The organism is Janthinobacterium svalbardense (assembly GCF_002327145.1).
In the GTDB taxonomy this organism is placed as follows: domain Bacteria; phylum Pseudomonadota; class Gammaproteobacteria; order Burkholderiales; family Burkholderiaceae_D; genus Janthinobacterium; species Janthinobacterium tructae.
The window spans coordinates 5954424-5970442 of sequence record NZ_CP023422.1 but is presented as its reverse complement, the minus strand read 5'-3'; the positions used below and the strand labels follow the sequence as shown (position 1 = coordinate 5970442).

The following is a 16019-nucleotide window of genomic DNA, read 5'->3' as shown; positions in this document are numbered from 1 at the left end:
AGGTGAAACAGAACATGCAGGATGCGTTTCAAAAACGGCAGGCCGAGGCCGAAGAAGACAGCCCGGCGGGCGGCGTGGTGGCTGTCCATGCGGCGGCCCACGGCGACGAGGCGCGCGGCTTGCGCGTGTTGCGCCTGATCGAGCACCTGGCCAGCGCCAGCCAGCCATTGACCTTGTCGCAGCTGGCGACGCGCATGCAGGTGCCCAAGGCCAGCATGATGCGCCTGCTCGATACGCTGGAACAGCACGGCTATGTGTTGCGCACGCCCGTGGGACGCGGCTATGTACCCGGTGCCGCGTCCACCAACCTGGCGCTGGCCACCTTGCGCAACAATGCCCTGATCCGCGTGAGCCGCAGCATCCTGGGCAGCCTGGTGGCGGCCACGGGCGAGACATGCAACCTGGCCATTCCCGAGGGCAACGCTATCGTGTATGTGGACCGGGTGGAAACGCAGGAACCGCTGCGCCTGCACCTGGTGCTGGGCACGCGCGCGCCCATGCATTGCACGGCGAGCGGAAAACTATTCCTGGCACACATGACCTTGCTGGAGCGGCGCGAGCTGCTGGCCATGCTGACCTTGCAGGCGCGCACGCCGAAAAGCATCACCGACCCCGTGCTGCTGGAACGCGAGATCGTGCGCATCGCCCGCCTGGGCATCGGTATCGACGACGAGGAATTCGTGCACGGCATGGTGGCAGTGGCGGTGCCCATCTGCGCGGCAGACGGGCGCATCGTGGCGGCCGTGGCCTGCCACGCGCCCGTGGCGCGCAAATCCGTGGAGCAGCTGCTGCAGCACGTGCCGCAGTTGAAGGAAGCGGCCGTGAAACTACGGCCGCTGCTGCTGGCGGAGTCCAGCTAGGGTTTCAAGACCTTTGCCACTTTGGCCGCGCGCAGGCGAAACGCATCGGGCATGCCTGAACCCAGCAGCGGGCGCAGATACAGCCGGAAGGCATCCGTCACGTCGGTGCCGCTGGCGCTGATGAACTCGTCTTCCATGGTGCGCGTCTTGCCTGCCACCTCGGTCAGTGGCAGCAGCTCGTAGTCGACGGAATAAAAGCCCGTGCGCTTGATGGCGACAGAGCCGTCACGGTCGCCCCACATGGCGAACTGCACCGCCTTTTCGCCCACTTCGCGCGCTTCGCGTTGATCGACGTCGGAGACGCAGCCGATGAAGGAGCGTTGCAGATAGCCGAAGGTATCGCCGCGCACGCGCTTGATCCCCAGTTTGGCCTTGATTTCGTCGCACAGCAGGTCGGCCAGCGCGCCTGTGCCCGACAATTGCACATTGCCGTGCGCATCGCGTTCCACCTCACTGCCCACCTGTTTGGCCAGCAGGCTGGCGATCGGCTCGCCCGAGGCATCGTGGATGCCTTCCGAGACGGCGATCACGCAGCGGCCGTATTTTTCATACGTGGCTTTCACGTCGGCCAGGAATTTGTCCAGCACGAAGACGCGCTCGGGCAGGTAGATCAGGTGCGGGCCATCGTCGGGGAACTTCTTGCCCAGCGCCGAGGCGGCCGTCAAGAAGCCTGCGTGGCGGCCCATCACCACGCCCACGTAGACGCCGGGCAAGGCCGCGTTGTCGAGGTTGGCGCCAGCGAACGCCTGCGCGACGAAGCGCGCGGCCGAGGGAAAGCCGGGCGTGTGGTCGCTGCCGACCAGGTCGTTGTCGATGGTTTTCGGGATGTGGATGCAGCGCAGCGGATAGCCGGCCTTGTGCGCTTCCTCGCTGACGATGCGCACCGTGTCGGACGAGTCGTTGCCGCCGATGTAAAAAAAATGTTCGATTTCGTGCGCGCGCAAGACTTCAAAGATTTGCTGGCAGTAGGCAATATCGGGCTTGTCGCGCGTGGAGCCGAGGGCCGACGAGGGCGTGGCGGCTACCAGTTCCAGGTTGTGGCTGGTTTCCTGCGTCAGATCAACGAATTCTTCATTGACGATGCCGCGCACGCCGTGCAGCGCGCCATACACGCGCGTGACATGTTGAAAACGCCGCGATTCGAGCACCACGCCCACCAGCGACTGGTTGATGACGGCGGTGGGGCCGCCTCCCTGGGCAACAAGAATTTTTCCAGACGGCATGGGATTTCCTCGTAAATGGCGCGGCCCTCCAGCCTACTCCTTTTTTGCCGGGGCGCTGTCTTTTCCGATCGTTCTGTCGAGGAATTTCTCCACGCCACCCCCAGGCCTTGATCAGCTTTTATTCCGGCGCCCGGATATGCTCGACCAGTCCCGTGCTGCGCCGCCCCGGGGCCGGTGTCAGCCAGCTGACCAGCACGGCGGCGGCCAGGCCGGCCGGCACGCCGAAGATGCCGGCGGAAATGGGCGCGATATGCAGCCATTGGCCATCCGGGGTGCCGCCCAGCATGGCGCTCGTATGCAGCATGTAGTAAAGACAGACGCCAAAGCCCGTGAACATGCCGGCCAGCGCGCCCTGGTAATTGGCGCGCTGCCAGAAGACGCCCAGCACCAGCGGCGGGAACAGGGTCGAGGCGGCCAGCGAAAACGCCACGCCCACCAGCGACAAAATGTCCGCCGGTTTTTGCGAGGCCGCATAGGCGGCGATGAAGGCCACGGCCAGCAGCAGCAATTTGGAAATCGTCACGCGCTTTTGCGTCGAGGCGCTGGGATCGACCACCTTGTAATAGATGTCGTGCGACAGGGCATTTGAAATGGCCAGCAGCAAGCCGTCCGCCGTCGACAGGGCGGCGGCCAGGCCGCCGGCCGCCACCAGGCCGGAAATCACGTAGGGCAGGCCGGCGATCTCGGGCGTGGCCAGCACCAGCACATCGGCATCGATGGAAATTTCCGCCAGTTGCACGATGCCGTCGCGGTTGACGTCGACGATGCTGATCAGGGGACTGAGCTTGTCCACATTGGCCCAGTACGACACCCAGGTGGGCAGGTTGGTGTATTGCGTGCCTACCAGTGCCGAGTAAATATCGTACTTGACCAGTACGGCCAGCGCGGGAATCGTGAGATAGATCAACAAGATGAAAAACAGGGCCCAGAAGACGGACACACGCGTTTCGTGCACGGAGGGCGTGGTATAGGATCGCATCAGGATATGCGGCAGGGCGGCCGTGCCCAGCATCATGCAAAACACGAGTGCCAGGAAATTGTTGCGCTTGATGTCGGACTGCTCGCGGTCGGCGGCGGGAAACGGCTGCGCGTGCGGAATGATGGGTTCGGCGCGTTTCTGATTCTGCGCCTGCGCCGCCTGCCACAGCACGCGTGCCTCATCCGGGCTTTTCGGATAGGCGACCAGGTAGCGCTCCGCGTTGCGGATATCGAACAGCGAGGTATTGCGCTGGCGCAAATGATCGAGTTGGCGCTGGGCCGCCAGCCGGCCTTGCTCCCAGGAACTGGGCAAGCCGGCGATGCGCTCCTGGTAGCTGTGCGCGCGCTGGCGGAAGATGGCGCGCACTTCGTTTTCTTTCGGGTCCGTTTCCAGCACGTGTTCGCGCGCGCTCAGTTGCGGCAACACTTTGCCGTAGGCGATCTGCGGCACGGGATTGTCTGCATGCTTGACCGACAGCCACATGGCGGGAATCAGAAAGGCGACCAGGATGATGATGTACTGCGCTACCTGCGTCCAGGTGATGGCGCGCATGCCGCCCAGAAAGGAGCAAACGAGGATGCTGGCCAGGCCCAGGAAGATACCGACGGAAAAATCCACGCCCGTAAAGCGCGAGGCGATCAGGCCGACGGCGTAGATCTGCGCCACCACATACGTAAACGAGACGATGATGGTGGCGGCCACGGCCACCACACGCACGCTGGCGCCGCGTTTGTCGGTGCCGCTGCCGTAGCGGGCGGCGAGGAAGTCGGGAATCGTGTATTGGCTGAACTTGCGCAGGTAGGGCGCGATCAATAGCGCCACCAGGCAATAGCCACCCGTCCAGCCCATGATGAAGGCCAGTCCGTCGAAGCCGTTCAGGTACAGGCCGCCGGCCAGGCTGATGAAGCTGGCGGCCGAAATCCAGTCGGCGGCCGTGGCCATCCCGTTGAACATGGCCGGCACCCGGCGCCCCGCCACATAGTATTCGGTGACGTTCGAGGTGCGGCTGATGACGCCGATGGTGGCGTACAGGGTGATGGTGACCAGCATGAACAGGTAGCCGATCCAGGCGCGCGGCATGCCTTCCTGTTCCAGCACCGACAGGGCCAGCAGGAAGGCGGCGAAACCGGCGGTAAACAGCAGGTAGTAGCGGCACAGCCGCGCAAAGAAGCTGCGCTGGCCGCTCATGTTTGCTCCGCGGCATGAAAATCCCGGTCCAGGCGCCGCATGCGCCAGGCATACAAGGCGATGATGGCCAGGTACACCAGCGAGGCGCCCTGGGCCGCCATATAGAAGGGCAGCGGCCAGCCGAACAGGTTCAGGTGCAACAGTTCACGCGCATAAAACACGGTCAGGAAGCCCGTCAGCAGCCAGATCAGCAGCAGGATGGCCGTCAGGCGCCGCGTCTTGTGCCAGTGCGCGTCGAGGCGCGCCTGCAGCTCGGGGCTGGGCGTGCGCGCCGGCCGCAGCGGCGCTGCGGGAAGGCTGGGCTTATCCATACGTGATGTCATCCTCTTCTGGCGCGTCCGGCAACAGCAGCGCAATGCTCAGACGCAGCAGGGTGCCCGGCAGCTTCGGCGAGTGCGCGCGCGGATTGTTAAAAATATCGACTTCGGCGCCATGCTGCTGGGCGATCTCGCGCACGATGGCCAGGCCCAGGCCGCTGCCATCGACATTGCTGCCGAGAATGCGGTAAAAGCGTTCAAACACGTGCGCCCGCTCGGCCTGCGGTATGCCGGGGCCCGTATCTTCCACTTCCAGGATGGCCAGTTCCAGGGTGCTGCGCACGCGTACCGTGACGCTGCCGCCGGCCGGCGTGTAGCGCAGGGCATTGTCGATCAGGTTACTCAGCAGTTCACGCAGCATCATGGGATTGCCGGAAATCATGATCGAATACGCGGGCTGTTCGAAGCCCAGGTCGATATGCTGGGCAAACGACGCTTGCACCCAGTCTTGCACCACGCCGCGCGCCAGTTCGCTCAGCTCGATCGGCTCGAACGCCGTGCCCGCCTGCGGCTGGTTTTCCGCGCGCGCCAGAGCCAGCAGCTGGTTGACCAGGCGCGTGGCCGCTTCCGAACTTTTCGCCAACTGCAGCAGCGAGCGGTGAATCTCGTCGTGGTCGGTCTGGCGCAAGGCCAGCTCGGATTGCATGCGCATGCCGGCCAGCGGCGTTTTCATCTGGTGCGCGGCATCGGCGATGAAGCGTTTCTGCATGTCGATCGACAGCGACAGCCGCGCCAGCATCTCGTTGAGCGAACCGACCAGTGGCGTGATTTCCTCGGGCACCTGGCCCGATTCGATGGGGCTCAAATCGTCGGGTGGCCGCGCGCGTATGCGCTCCTGCAATTGCGCCAGCGGCGACAGGCCGCGCGCCAGGGCAAACCAGACCAGGGCCAGGATCACGGGCAGGATGATGAACTGCGGCAAGATCACGCCCTTGATGATTTCATTCGCCAACTGGGCGCGTTTTTCCAGCGTCTCGGCCACTTGCACCAGCGTACGGCGCGGTTCGTCGTCGCTGCCGGACGGCGTGTCGAGATAGGTAAACGCCACGCGCACGGGCGTGCCGTGGATGGTGTCATTGCGAAACAGCACCATGCCGCTGCGGTATTTGTCGGGGTCTTGCGGCGGCGGCAAGTCGCGGTCGCCGTCGAGGTATTCGCCGCGCCCGCCCACCACCAGGTAATACAGGGTGTCGACATCGTCGCCGCGCAGGAAGTCGCGGCCGCTGCGGTTCTTGTCCGGCACGCGGCGCAGCAGCGCGCCATCGGCTTGCTTGACCTGCTGCGTCAGCACCGTCACGCTGTCTTCCAGCGCATGGTCGAACGGTTGATTGGCGATGCCCTTGGCCACCAGGTAGGTGATGGCGATGCTCATCGGCCACAGCAGCAGCAAGGGTGCCAGCATCCAGTCGAGGATTTCGCCAAACAGCGAATGCTCGATGGTGTCATCCTGCTCCGTGGTGGGCGGCTCGAACCAGTCGTCGTCGTCCACCTCGTCCGCCGGCGCTTCGCGCGCCTTCACTTGCTGGCGGGTCCGCTGGCCGGGCCTGCCGCCTCGCCCGCTTCGGCGTTCAGGCGCGCCGCTTCCGAGTATTTTTCCAGGCAATAGCCGAGGCCGCGCACGGTGGCGATGCGCACGCCGCCCACCTCGATCTTCTTGCGCAAACGGTGCACATACACCTCGATGGCGTTGTTCGACACTTCTTCGCCCCATTCGCACAGGTGGTCGACCAGCTGCTCTTTCGAGACGAGGCGGCCGGTGCGGCCCAGCAGGATTTCCAGCAAGCCCAGTTCGCGCGCCGACAGGTCGAGCATCTGGTCGTTGATGTAGGCGCTGCGCCCCACCTGGTCGTAGCTGAGGGGGCCGTGCTTGATGACGGTGGCACCGCCGCCGGCGCCGCGGCGCGTCAGGGCGCGCACTCTTGCCTCCAGTTCCGACAGGGCGAACGGCTTGGCCATATAATCATCGGCACCCAGGTCGAGTCCATTCACGCGTTGTTCGATGGAATCGGCGGCCGTCAGGATCAGCACCGGCAGCAGCGAGGCACGCGCGCGCAGGCGGCGCAGCACCTCTAGGCCGGACATCTTCGGCAGACCCAGGTCGAGGATCAGCAGGTCGAATTCCTGGGTAGACAGGGCCGTATCGGCCTCCTGGCCGGTCTTGACGTAGTCGATGGCATAACCGGACTGGCGCAGCGAGCGGGTCAGGCCATCGGCTAGCACGCTGTCATCTTCGGCAAGTAAAATACGCATGGTGCACTTCCTATGCTTGCAACATCAGGACATCTGAAGTCTGTATTGTGTTTCATTTTCCGCAAGGTGGATAGTTTTTGTGAAAAACCAGGGTTGTATTGATCTGTTTCAAAACAAATCCACGTTCCGCTTGCATTGATCACTGTTTTTTTATACAGTACTGTCTGTGTAAAGAATTTAACCCACTGGCGCTATCGCAGGCTGCCGGATTCCACTGAGTCCGCAACTGTAGAACGGCTGAAAGAACATATGGACGATAAAAAAGCTGTAGTACCCGCATCGGAAAAAGCCAAGGCGCTCGCCGCCGCACTGGCGCAGATCGAGAAGCAGTTTGGCAAAGGTTCGGTCATGCGCATGGATGCCAGCGCGGTGATCGAAGAAGTGCAAGTCGTGTCGACCGGTTCGCTCGGCCTCGATATCGCGCTGGGCGTAGGCGGCTTGCCGCGCGGACGCGTGGTGGAAATCTACGGTCCTGAATCGTCGGGTAAAACCACCTTGACCCTGCAAACCATTGCTGAAATGCAAAAGCTGGGCGGCACGTGCGCCTTTATCGATGCCGAGCACGCGCTCGACGTCGGTTACGCGCAAAAGCTGGGCGTGAACCTGCACGAATTGCTGATCTCGCAACCGGACACGGGCGAGCAGGCGCTGGAAATCTGCGACGCCCTCGTGCGCTCGGGCAGCGTCGACCTGGTCGTCATCGACTCCGTGGCCGCACTGACGCCACGCGCCGAGATCGAAGGCGACATGGGCGATTCCCTGCCAGGCTTGCAAGCGCGCCTGATGTCGCAAGCCCTGCGTAAATTGACCGGTTCCATCAACCGCACCAATACCCTGGTCATCTTCATCAACCAGATCCGCATGAAGATCGGCGTGATGTTCGGCAGTCCTGAAACCACCACGGGCGGCAATGCGCTGAAATTCTACGCCTCCGTGCGCCTCGATATCCGCCGCACCGGCTCGATCAAGTCCGGCGATGAAGTGATCGGCAACGAAACCAAGGTCAAGGTCGTCAAGAACAAGATTGCGCCACCGTTCAAGGAAGCGCACTTCGACATCCTGTACGGCGCCGGTACCTCGCGCGAAGGCGAAATCCTGGACCTGGGCTCGGATGCCAAAATCGTGGAAAAATCCGGTTCGTGGTACAGCTACAACGGCGAACGCATCGGCCAGGGCAAGGACAACGCCCGCGCCTTCCTGCAAGAGCGTCCGGCGCTGGCCCGCGAAATCGAAAACAAGGTCCGCGCTTCGCTGGGCGTGCGTGAACTGCCGCCACTGGCTGCTGAAAAGCCGGAAAAAGCGGATAAAGCCGCCGACAAGGCTGCCAAGGCGGAAGCCAAGGCAGAGTAGGTCGGATTAGCGCGGCAAAGCCGCGCATAATCCGACAACACCACAGACGTCAACCATGTTGTCGGATCAGATGCCAACAATGTTGTCGGATTACGGCCCAAGGGGCCTGATCCGACCTACGCATGGCTTGCCGCAAGGTAGGACCCTGATCGCCGTCCCGCGCTGTTGCGCCGGGCGGCGATTGTGTTTGGGTGCTGTGATCGTGGAATGAAAGACAAGGTGGGTGTATGGCTGCAGTACAACTAAGCCTGAAGGGCAGGGCGCTCCGCTTTCTGTCGATGCGCGAGCATAGCCGCATGGAATTGCGGCGCAAGCTGCAGCGGCATGCGCAGGAAGGCGATGATGTGGAAGCCTTGCTCGACAGCCTGGAGCAGGCCAACTGGCTGTCGCAGGAGCGCTTTTCCGAGTCGCTGATCCACCGCCGCTCGGCGCGCTTTGGCAATAGCCGCATCATGGCGGAATTGCAAAGCCATGGCATAGGCGGTGAAGCGCTGCAGGAACTCAAGGCGGGCCTGGCCGAAGGCGAGACCGCGCGCGCCTGCGAAGTGTGGCGCCGCAAATTCGGTGTAGTGGCGCAGGATGCCGAACAGCGCAACAAGCAGGTGCGCTTCCTGATGCAGCGCGGCTTTTCGCAGCGCGCCGTGCAGGTGGCCTTGAAAGGCCTGGAGCCCGACGACGAGTAATATTTGTTAACTTGACAGCAAGGATCAGTTATTCTGCCCAATTGCTGCTGCGCATGTTGCGTCCCAGCTTTTTTACTTGATATACGGGACACCTGATGAGCAATTGGCATGCCGGCTACACGGCCGAAACCGCATACACCTACGGCTATTACACGGAATTGAACCCCTTGCGCATACAGTTGTTGCTGCTGAGCTGGGGCATACAGCCGCCGAAGGTCAGCACCGCATGCGAACTCGGGTTTGGCCAGGGCGTGACCGTCAATATCCATGCCGCAGCGTCCTGCACACGCTGGTATGGCACTGATTTCAATCCTGCCCAGACCGCCTTTGCGCAGGAACTGGCCGAGGTCTCCGGCAATGGCGCCGTGCTGTCGGAGCAATCGTTCCAGGATTTTTGCGCCCGCAGCGACCTGCCTGACTTCGATTTCATCGCCCTGCACGGTATCTGGAGCTGGATCTCGCCGGAAAACCAGGCGCATATCAGCGACTTCCTGGCGCGCAAGCTCAAGCCGGGTGGCGTGCTGTACATCAGTTACAACACGCAGGCGGGCTGGGCGGCGATGGCGCCGATCCGCGACCTGATGGAGCAGCACAGCCGCGTGCTGAGCGCGCCGGGGCAGGATTCCCTGACGCGCGTGGGCAGCGCGCTATCCTTTGTCAACCGCATGATGGAGACCAAGCCGCGCTACCTGCTGGCCAATCCCAGCATCGCCCTGCGGCTGCAACAGCTCGGTGAACAGGATCCGAATTATCTGTCCCACGAATACTTCAATCATTACTGGCAACCGGTATCGTTTTCGGCCATCAAGCCGGTGCTGGCCGGGGTGAAGCTCGAGTTTGCCGGTTCGGCCGCCTACCCCGATCATGTTGCCCCTCTCAATTTCTCGCCCGAACACATGGCTTTCCTGGCGCAGATTCCGGATGCCACTTTCCGCGAGAACACTGCCGATTTCCTCGTCAATCGCCAGTTTCGCCAGGATTACTGGGTCAAGGGCAGCCGCAAGCTGAGCGCCCATGAACAGGCTGCCGCACTGCGCGCCGTACGCATCCTGCTGGTGGCGCCGGTCGAGCAGATCTCCATGAAGGTGACGGGCGCCTTGGGCGAGGCCGACCTGGACCCCGCCGTGTATGGCCCCCTGCTGGAACTGCTCGGTGATGGCAAACCCCATACCATAGCCGAACTGCAACAGCGTTTGCCCGCCAACCTGGCTGACCTGGGCAGCCTGCTGCAGATGCTGCTGGTGCTGGCACATAAAGCCTGCATATCGCCGGTGCAGGATGACGCCGCGATCGCGCAGGCGGGGCCGGCCACGGCCAGGCTGAACCGGCATCTGCTGGGAAAGGCCCTGGGCCGCACGGACCTGGCCGCGTTGGCCAGTCCGGTGACGGGCGGCGGCGTGGGTGTGTTGCATCTGCAACAGTTGTTCCTGCTGGCCAGGCTGGAAGGGTATCAGGAGGCCGACGCCTGGGCGGCATTTGCCTGGCAGGCTTTCCGCGCACTGCAGCAAACCATGGTGCGCAATGGCACGGTGCTGACGACGGACGAAGACAACCTGGCCGAACTGGCCGTGCAGGCGGAAAGCTTCCGCATCACCGTGCTGCCCATCCTGCAGGCGCTGGGCGTGGCTGATTGATGCTGATGCCGAAGCACCTCGCGGCATGACGATGGTAGTGATTTTTATGATATCAATCATTTGTTTCGTGAATGACTACATGAAAATCACTGCTTTTTATTTATAATTTGAAATGTTTTTAACGAAGCAATGAAAAATTATGTTGCGGCGCAACCTGGGCCCAATGTGCTACACTTTTAGGGTTTTTGCGGCGCCGCAGGTGCGGTTGCTGTTCGTAGAAGCTGCGAACGGCGTGCTTTAGGCACATGGCTGCTTACTAAATTTTGGCCGCGCAAGCGGCATCGGTCTTATGCCCCTGTCAACTCCCGTATCCCGGCGCGCCCTACGGCACTCCCGCGTTATCGACGTCCAAGCGTATGTGCGCGACGACGGCCTGTGGGATATTGACGCCCGTATCACTGATATCAAAAGCTATGACGCGACCCTGGCCTCCGGCCCCCGTCCCGCCGGCACTCCCCTGCATGACCTCCATTTACGCATTACCGTCGATCGCGAACTGACCATCGTCGAGGCCGAAGCCGCCTCCGATGCCGTGCCCTATCCCGGTTTTTGCGATACCATCGGCCCCGCTTACAGTGCGCTGATCGGTTTGAATTTATTGAAGAATTTCCGCCGCGACTTGAAACAGCGCCTGGCGGGAATCGCTGGCTGTACCCATTTGACCGAACTGGCGCAAGTCTTGCCGACTGCGACGGTTCAGGCATTTGCCGGCGATGTCTGGTCGACCCGTGACGGTGAGAATGCTGATTTGTCGCATGAAAAGCCGTTTCAACTCGACAAGTGTCACGCCTTGCGCACCGATGGCGGGGCAGTTGCACAGTACTACCCGCGCTGGGTAGCCAAAGTGTGACCCCGGCGCTGTATTTCCTGTTTTTTTGCACCACTAACCGTATTTTTACAAATCAGTATCAGAAGGGAAGCCAGCATGAAAATCCATGAGTATCAAGCCAAAGAAATCCTCCGGCAGTATGGAGTGACGGTACCACGCGGTATTCCGTGCATGTCCGTCGACGAAGCCGTCAAGGCTGCGGAAACCCTGGGCGGTCCGGTATGGGTCGTCAAGGCGCAGATCCACGCAGGTGGCCGCGGCAAGGGCGGCGGCGTGAAAGTGGCGAAATCGATCGAACAGGTCAAGGAATACGCCGACCAGATCATGGGCATGCAGCTGATCACGCATCAGACCAGCGCCGAAGGCCAAAAAGTCAACCGCCTGCTGGTGGAAGAAGGCGCCGACATCAAACAAGAACTGTACGTTTCGCTGGTCACCGACCGCGTCACCCAGAAAATCGTCCTGATGGCTTCGTCCGAAGGCGGCATGGACATTGAAGAAGTGGCCGAGAGCCACCCGGAGAAGATCCACCACGTCACCATCGAGCCTAGCGTTGGCCTGACCGATGCCCAGGCAGACGACATCGCGACCAAAATCGGCGTGCCTGCCGGTTCCATCGTCGATGCCCGCGTCAACCTGCAAGGCCTGTACAAAGCGTACTGGGAAACTGACTGCTCGCTGGCCGAAATCAATCCGCTGATCGTCACCGGCAGTGGCAAAGTCATCGCCCTGGACGCCAAGTTCAACTTTGACCCGAACGCCCTGTTCCGCCATCCGGAAATCGTCGCCCTGCGCGATCTGGACGAAGAAGATCCAGCTGAAATCGAAGCGTCGAAATTCGACCTGGCCTACATCTCGCTCGACGGCAACATCGGCTGCCTGGTGAACGGCGCCGGCCTGGCCATGGCCACCATGGACACGATCAAACTGTTCGGCGGCGAGCCAGCCAACTTCCTCGACGTCGGCGGCGGCGCCACGGCAGAAAAAGTCACCGAAGCGTTCAAGATCATGCTGAAAAACCCAGGCCTGAAAGCCATCCTGGTGAACATTTTCGGCGGCATCATGCGTTGCGACGTGATCGCTGAAGGCGTTATCGCCGCAGTGAAAGCCGTCTCGCTGAACGTACCGCTGGTGGTGCGCATGAAGGGCACCAACGAAGATCTGGGCAAAAAGATGCTGGCCGATTCCGGTCTGCCTATCATCGCAGCCGACACCATGGAAGATGCAGCCAAGAGCGTCGTTGCCGCTGCTGCCGGTCAAGCTTAATTAAGGAATCAACATGTCCATTCTGATCAATAAAGATACCAAAGTCGTAACCCAAGGGATCACCGGCAAGACCGGCCAGTTCCACACCCGCGGTTGCCGCGACTACGCGAACGGCAAAGCTGCCTTCGTGGCAGGCGTGAACCCGAAGAAAGCCGGCGAAGATTTCGAAGGCATTCCTATTTTTGCTAGCGTCACCGAAGCGAAAAAAGAAACCGGCGCCAACGTTTCCGTGATCTACGTGCCGCCAGCAGGCGCGGCAGCGGCGATCTGGGAAGCTGTCGAAGCTGAAATGGATCTGGCCATTTGCATCACCGAAGGCATTCCTGTCCGTGACATGATGGCCTTGAAAGACCGCATGGCCAAGTCGGGCAGCAAAACGCTGCTGCTGGGCCCTAACTGCCCAGGCTTGATCACGCCAGACGAAATCAAGATCGGCATCATGCCAGGTCACATCCATAAAAAGGGCCGCATCGGCGTGGTATCGCGTTCGGGTACCCTGACCTATGAAGCAGTGGGTCAGCTGACCGCACTGGGCCTGGGCCAATCGTCGGCAGTCGGCATCGGCGGCGACCCGATCAACGGTCTGAAGCACATCGACATCATGAAGATGTTCAATGATGATCCAGATACCGACGCGGTCATCATGATCGGCGAAATCGGCGGTCCGGACGAAGCCAACGCGGCGTATTGGATCAAAGACAACATGAAAAAACCGGTCGTCGGCTTCATCGCTGGCGTCACCGCTCCTCCAGGCAAGCGCATGGGCCACGCCGGCGCGCTGATCTCGGGCGGTGCCGATACGGCGCAAGCCAAGCTGGAAATCATGGAAGCTTGCGGCATCACCGTGACCAAAAACCCGTCGGAAATGGCGCGTCTGCTGAAAGCCATGCTGTAATTTCAGCCTGGTTCACGCAGTACCAAAAAGGAGCTTCGGCTCCTTTTTTTTGTCCGCAAGACAGGCCGCTGCCCGGCCTGGGCCGACGGCCTTGGTCCGAACCTGCCCAAATGTGTCGCTTTTCTTTCCACGTGTACCGCCGCTGCCCGGGCGCGCTGCTGGCATGGCGCTTGCACCGTGCACGGCACGAGCAATGCACAATGGGAGGCGACGATGCGCGCGCAGAGCGGATTTACCCTGATAGAACTGATGATCGTGGTGGCCATCGCCGGCATCCTGGCGGCCGTGGCCATTCCCCAGTACGGCGACTATACGATGCGGGCCAAGGTCAGCAACGTGCTGGCGGCGGCTGCACCCTTGAAGACAGCCGTGGCCCTGTGCGTGCAGGAAAATGGCGGCCTGGCGACCGCTTGCAGCACCCCCACCGAAGCCGTGCCCAGCGCCATCCCCGTGTTCAGCCCGACGCGCGAAGTGGCCGGCGCCAAGGTCGACAAGGGCAATATCGAGCTGACCCTGGCAACCGACCTGGGCAGTGGCATGGGTGGCCAGACGGTGAGCATGGAGTTGCAGGTCGGCTCCAGCAGCCTGAGCTGGTTTAACAGCACCAGCGTGACGAATGCGGCGGCCAGGGAAGCCCTTACCAGGAACAATATTCCCAAGGTGGTGGCGACGCAGTGAGCGGCATCTGGCGTGCCCGTGTCAGACGATTTTTTGCCGGTCTGCGATCAGCGCTTCATAGGTGAGGTTTTGCAGCAGGGTGTAGTGGGTCGGTTCCAGGTCGATGAATTGCACACCATACGTATAAATTTCGGCGACCTCGGCCGCATTGCCATTCGACGGCTTGCCCACGCTGACGTTCTGGATGCGCGCGCGCGTGTTGACGCGCATCTGATGCTTGTTCGGCTGCACCAGCAGGGTAAAGCTGAGCGCGACGCCCTCGTCGTCCGGCGTGAGCATGCTGGGCGCCTCGATCAGCGCCCCCGAGACGCTGAGGTTGACGATGAACACGGGCACGGCCGCCACGTCGCGGTAGCTCAGCTGCGCCGGAATGTCCACTTTCACGCGCATGGCCGTGCGCAGGCTGGTGCCCTGGATGGCGTCGGGAAAGCTCAGGTGCACATAATTGAGGGGGCGGCCAAAGATGCGCAGCACGCTGCAGGAAAACGAACACACGGTGACGCCGGAAAACACGCGGATGGTCAGTTTGTCGCCCTCGTTGAGTACGATGGACGCACCGTTTTCCATGGGGATCTTGACGATCAGGTACTCGTCCTTTACATAGCCGATCAGGGTCGAGAAATGCTGGATCGGTTTGATGGTGCGATGCGTGATGAACTGGATGCGTCCGCCCACCTGCAGATTCATCGCCTCGAATTCGAAGTCCTGGAGCTTGTTTTCCGCGGCGGGCTTGTTGCTTGTCATGCGATGCTCATCTCGATATTGTCGAATCGCAGTATGCATGATTTCTTGATGAAAAAGCACTTATATCAATGAAATTCATATTCGCATAGAAAAATGCCCTGTGCGCGTACCGGTGCGCGGCTCTGGCTTTACAATTGCATCAATATTGACGAATGTAAATCTTATGCCACGCAGCTATTTCTGGACCATGTTGTTTCTGATCCTGCATCAAATCGACGCTGCCTACTGGAAAGAGTGGGAGATGTTCCATGTGCCGGGCGGCATCCAGGGTTTCCTGGTGTTTAACCTGGCGGCGATTGCCCTGGTGCTCGTCGGTTATCGGCACGTGCTGCTGGCCACCCCGCGGGCGGTCCTGTACGCTTGTGTGTGCGCCGCGCTGGGCGTGGGAACGTGTCTTATCCACGCCGGCTTTGCGCTGGCAGGACAGGCGCAATTCCACTTGCCGCTGTCGATCACCATCATCGCGCTGTGCCTGGCCAGTGCCGTCTGGCTGCTGTGCGACGTGCGCCGCGTCCTGGGCCAGCTGGCGCGCCAGGCAGCATAGTTACACCTCGGCGTGCCAATCGCCCGACTTGCCGCCATGCTTTTCCAGCACGCGCACGTTGGTCATGACCATGCCCCGGTCGACGGCCTTGCACATGTCATAAATCGTCAGCAAGCCGATTTGCACGGAAGTGAGCGCTTCCATTTCCACGCCCGTCTTGCCCGTGGTATCGACTTGGGCGCGGCAGTGCACGCTGTTGGCCGCTACCTCCACTTCGAAGTCGACGGTGACACGCGTGAGGGCCAGCGGGTGGCACAGGGGAATCAGGTCGCTGGTGCGCTTGGCGCCCATGATGGCGGCGATGCGGGCGATGCCCAGCACGTCGCCCTTTTTCGCATTGCCGGAAATGATCAATGCCAGGGTGGCGGGCTGCATGCGGATGCTGCCGGCGGCCACGGCGCTGCGGCGCGTGTCTTCCTTGCTGCCCACATCGACCATATGGGCCTGGCCCGTGGCGTCGAAATGGGTCAGTTCTTCGGCGGGGGCTTGCTTGTCTGCTGTCGTCATGGCGTCAAAATAGGTGAGGAGTGGGGCGCGGCACGCGTGGGAATAGGCGCCGCTAACAAGGTATGATAGCAC

At 61.6% G+C, this 16019-nt stretch carries 16 protein-coding genes; 9 read left to right on the top strand and 7 right to left on the bottom strand.

Annotated elements, in window-relative coordinates; translation table 11 throughout:
• Positions 1-2: 2 nt before the first annotated feature.
• Entirely contained in the window at positions 3-860 is an 858-nt protein-coding gene (locus CNX70_RS26590; RefSeq protein ID WP_208624472.1) for an IclR family transcriptional regulator, read from the top strand.
• Here the strand turns inward: CNX70_RS26590 and CNX70_RS26585 are convergent.
• From CNX70_RS26585 to CNX70_RS26565, 5 genes are all read right to left on the bottom strand, one after another.
• Complete coding sequence (locus CNX70_RS26585; protein WP_096238008.1) at positions 857-2083, bottom strand: 6-phosphofructokinase; 1227 nt, start codon at positions 2081-2083, stop codon at positions 857-859. The genes CNX70_RS26590 and CNX70_RS26585 overlap by 4 nt on opposite strands.
• Before the next feature lie 118 nt (positions 2084-2201).
• Positions 2202-4250: a sodium:solute symporter family protein gene (locus tag CNX70_RS26580; protein WP_096238007.1), complete on the bottom strand. Its 2049-nt coding sequence runs from the start codon at positions 4248-4250 to the stop codon at positions 2202-2204.
• A complete protein-coding gene (locus CNX70_RS26575) occupies positions 4247-4561 on the bottom strand; it encodes a DUF4212 domain-containing protein (RefSeq protein ID WP_096238006.1) in 315 nt (104 codons plus the stop codon). Before CNX70_RS26575 ends, CNX70_RS26580 begins: the two co-directional genes overlap by 4 nt.
• The gene (locus CNX70_RS26570; RefSeq protein ID WP_244198965.1) at positions 4554-6086 is read right to left on the bottom strand and encodes a sensor histidine kinase; all 1533 of its coding nucleotides are present in this window, start codon (positions 6084-6086) and stop codon (positions 4554-4556) included. The genes CNX70_RS26575 and CNX70_RS26570 overlap by 8 nt, the downstream gene beginning before the upstream one ends.
• Positions 6083-6817 carry a response regulator gene (locus CNX70_RS26565; RefSeq protein WP_071075323.1) on the bottom strand — a complete coding sequence of 245 codons (735 nt, stop codon included), beginning with the start codon at positions 6815-6817 and terminating at the stop codon, positions 6083-6085. Before CNX70_RS26565 ends, CNX70_RS26570 begins: the two co-directional genes overlap by 4 nt.
• A gap of 249 nt (positions 6818-7066) precedes the next feature.
• Here CNX70_RS26565 and recA point away from each other — a divergent pair, with 249 nt between their 5' ends.
• From recA to CNX70_RS26530, 7 genes are all read left to right on the top strand, one after another.
• Complete coding sequence (recA, locus tag CNX70_RS26560; protein ID WP_096238005.1) at positions 7067-8167, top strand: recombinase RecA; 1101 nt, start codon at positions 7067-7069, stop codon at positions 8165-8167.
• Between the two features lie 227 nt (positions 8168-8394).
• Positions 8395-8850, top strand: a complete 456-nt coding sequence (recX, locus tag CNX70_RS26555; RefSeq protein ID WP_071075325.1) for a recombination regulator RecX — start codon at positions 8395-8397, stop codon at positions 8848-8850.
• 95 nt (positions 8851-8945) lie between these two features.
• Positions 8946-10484, top strand: coding sequence for a class I SAM-dependent methyltransferase (locus CNX70_RS26550; protein ID WP_096238004.1), 1539 nt, complete (start codon positions 8946-8948; stop codon positions 10482-10484).
• A 289-nt stretch (positions 10485-10773) separates the two neighbouring features.
• On the top strand, positions 10774-11334 hold the full coding sequence (locus CNX70_RS26545; RefSeq protein ID WP_096238003.1) for a DUF2889 domain-containing protein: 561 nt from the start codon (positions 10774-10776) through the stop codon (positions 11332-11334).
• A 75-nt stretch (positions 11335-11409) separates the two neighbouring features.
• On the top strand, positions 11410-12579 hold the full coding sequence (gene sucC, locus CNX70_RS26540; RefSeq protein WP_096238002.1) for an ADP-forming succinate--CoA ligase subunit beta: 1170 nt from the start codon (positions 11410-11412) through the stop codon (positions 12577-12579).
• 13 nt (positions 12580-12592) lie between these two features.
• Positions 12593-13474, top strand: a complete 882-nt coding sequence (gene sucD / locus CNX70_RS26535; RefSeq protein ID WP_065306949.1) for a succinate--CoA ligase subunit alpha — start codon at positions 12593-12595, stop codon at positions 13472-13474.
• Between the two features lie 213 nt (positions 13475-13687).
• The gene (locus tag CNX70_RS26530) at positions 13688-14152 is read left to right on the top strand and encodes a pilin (protein ID WP_096238001.1); all 465 of its coding nucleotides are present in this window, start codon (positions 13688-13690) and stop codon (positions 14150-14152) included.
• Between the two features lie 21 nt (positions 14153-14173).
• On the opposite strand, the gene CNX70_RS26525 is transcribed toward CNX70_RS26530, so the two are convergent.
• Positions 14174-14896: a flagellar brake protein gene (locus tag CNX70_RS26525; protein ID WP_096238000.1), complete on the bottom strand. Its 723-nt coding sequence runs from the start codon at positions 14894-14896 to the stop codon at positions 14174-14176.
• Between the two features lie 163 nt (positions 14897-15059).
• On the opposite strand from CNX70_RS26525, the gene CNX70_RS26520 reads away from it, so the two are divergent.
• Positions 15060-15440: a DUF6713 family protein gene (locus CNX70_RS26520; protein ID WP_096237999.1), complete on the top strand. Its 381-nt coding sequence runs from the start codon at positions 15060-15062 to the stop codon at positions 15438-15440.
• Here CNX70_RS26520 and moaC read toward each other — a convergent pair whose 3' ends face one another.
• Positions 15441-15947 (bottom strand): cyclic pyranopterin monophosphate synthase MoaC, encoded by a 507-nt coding sequence (gene moaC, locus CNX70_RS26515; protein WP_096237998.1) that lies wholly within the window; start codon positions 15945-15947, stop codon positions 15441-15443.
• Between the last annotated feature and the right edge of the window lie 72 nt (positions 15948-16019).